Origin of the sequence: Acinetobacter sp., assembly GCF_036659555.1 — a bacterium.
Taxonomy (GTDB): Bacteria; Pseudomonadota; Gammaproteobacteria; order Pseudomonadales; family Moraxellaceae; genus Acinetobacter.
In genome coordinates this window covers 17,101-18,994 of record NZ_JAVXCI010000021.1, presented here as the reverse complement: position 1 = coordinate 18,994, position 1,894 = coordinate 17,101, and the positions used below count along the sequence as shown (strand labels likewise).

The following is a 1,894-nucleotide window of genomic DNA, read 5'->3' as shown; positions in this document are numbered from 1 at the left end:
GACGAGGGTGTGAGTCCTCCGTGAGTTCGAATCTCACCGCTTCCGCCAAATATCGAAAAAGACCCTTGATTATCAAGGGTCTTTTTTTCTTTTGATTTTTGTTGCTCAGCATAGGCATTTTAGAATTAGCCACAGCAGCAATAGTCCGCCTGCGGCAGATGCCATAAAATGGCATGGAAGCATTTTTGGCCATGCTGAAAAGAGACTGATTAAACGCCGCAGAAGCTAAGACTTAAAGATAATATCGGCAATACTGGCGGTCAAGTTCGGAACCCTTGGAGGCCTTTCTGCTTTCATTCGTGGACGCAGCGCTTTGTTTTTTATTCAGCAGATTGTTTACAGTCAGGCCAAAAATATTCTTTTGATCTTGGTTGAGGGGAAGGCTGTATGCGGTGCGGATGTCCCGGTTAAAGTGCGATGGTGATTTATCTGCGCTGTATGATTAGCGGCCTGTAGGGCTATCATGCGGGAATATAGCTAAATTCTAAAGTCTGTATGACGCATAATTTCCTATAAAATATGATTTCATGAGGTTTTAGCTGCACTAACTATTTCGGCAATTAACGATGCGCTTGCACTGCCTCATTTTTTCTTTAGAAATTTAGATGCCTTTGCGCAGGCAAGTCCCGACTTTGGAAAGACCCAAAGTCGGCAAAAGTCTTTTGTTGCCCATACACGGCATCCTTGCCGTGATGGGCAACGTGCGGCATCCCTGCCGCACGCGCGTATCCAAAGTTTATTTTACTCAAAGGCCTAGAAAACTCGAGGCTGAAGGGATTTTTGCGGAATCGTTCAAGAAAACTTAGCCATCATATAGCTGAGTTTTGAAATCTGTATCACACACAATCTCCCATAAAATATGCTTCATTAGGTTTTGTATGTGACAGCTATTTAGGTAATTAGCTATAATAGTCAGAGCGGTAGCGGACAGGCTGCGGATTTTCATTGAGGCGCTGTTCGGTGCAATTTCCCAAAGTATACGGGCAGGCCATGGCTGATTGAAATTGACTGAAGGACATTCAGCATTAATTTTCCGTCTTGAATGATGCATTTGTCTTTGTTCAGGGGCGAAATGTCATAGCTGTTGAAGCTATGATGCTTGATTTCGACCAGTTTTTTTCCCGCGATGAATGCCCGTTTATAGATTTGGAAGTATTCGGTCACTGCTGGAATTTTTCTCCTGATAGTTTAAGGATGGCTTGAGCTGCGCCTGATTAAGCTTCTGATCGGTTTTGAAAAGAGCATCACTGCTGGAGCATGCTGTAGCCTTTATGCTTACATTATTTTGAAAATAAAGGTCGCCGCTTTCCAAATGCTGTATGCCAAACTGGATTCCGGTATTTGCATTGGCTTAATCATATAAATTCAAGCCGAAGCTGCCGCTCTGATGCTTCCTGCCATAGTACGGTCAATGACTGGATCCGGCTTTAACTGCACATTTGGATGCACTGTTAATAAATCAGCAATATTTTTGAGCTGTTCGGAACTCTTTCCAAATTTTCTTTAGCGTACAGGTTTTTCCTGATTTTATCCTCCGCACTTTCAGCTTCGGTGGCAATGGTATTTAATTGCACAGAGGTATTTGATGGCGAATTTTTAGCTTAGTCAGCAAAACAGCGGAGCTGAGCTGAGCGCGGTTAAGGCTGCAATGGATAAAGGCGGACAGGCAAGATGCACAGCTGTAAATATAAGCTGCAGGAATACTGACGATCAGTAACTTTTTTGGCGAAAATACAAATCAGAAATATCTTTAATGTAAAAAAGATTCAATTGAGATAAAAAAATCGATAAGAAGCTGATTAAGCAAAGTAAAACTTAGAAGAATGAAACCAGAAAAAGCAGATGGCGTCCCTACGGGGATTCGAACCCCGGTTACCGCCGTGAAAGGGCGATG

At 42.9% G+C, this 1,894-nt stretch carries 1 protein-coding gene and 2 tRNA genes (2 of these 3 running past the window's edge); 1 reads left to right on the top strand and 2 read right to left on the bottom strand.

Features of this window, described 5'->3' with window-relative positions; genetic code table 11:
• A tRNA-OTHER gene (locus RSA72_RS04610) sits at positions 1-48 on the top strand (it extends 51 nt beyond the left edge of the window).
• On the opposite strand, the gene RSA72_RS04605 is transcribed toward RSA72_RS04610, so the two are convergent.
• The coding region (locus RSA72_RS04605; RefSeq protein WP_332624028.1) for a hypothetical protein at positions 1-193 on the bottom strand (193 nt) is incomplete at its 3' end. The two genes, RSA72_RS04610 and RSA72_RS04605, sit on opposite strands and share 48 nt — an antisense overlap.
• A 1,650-nt stretch (positions 194-1,843) precedes the next feature.
• A tRNA-Glu gene (locus RSA72_RS04600) sits at positions 1,844-1,894 on the bottom strand (it continues 27 nt past the right edge of the window).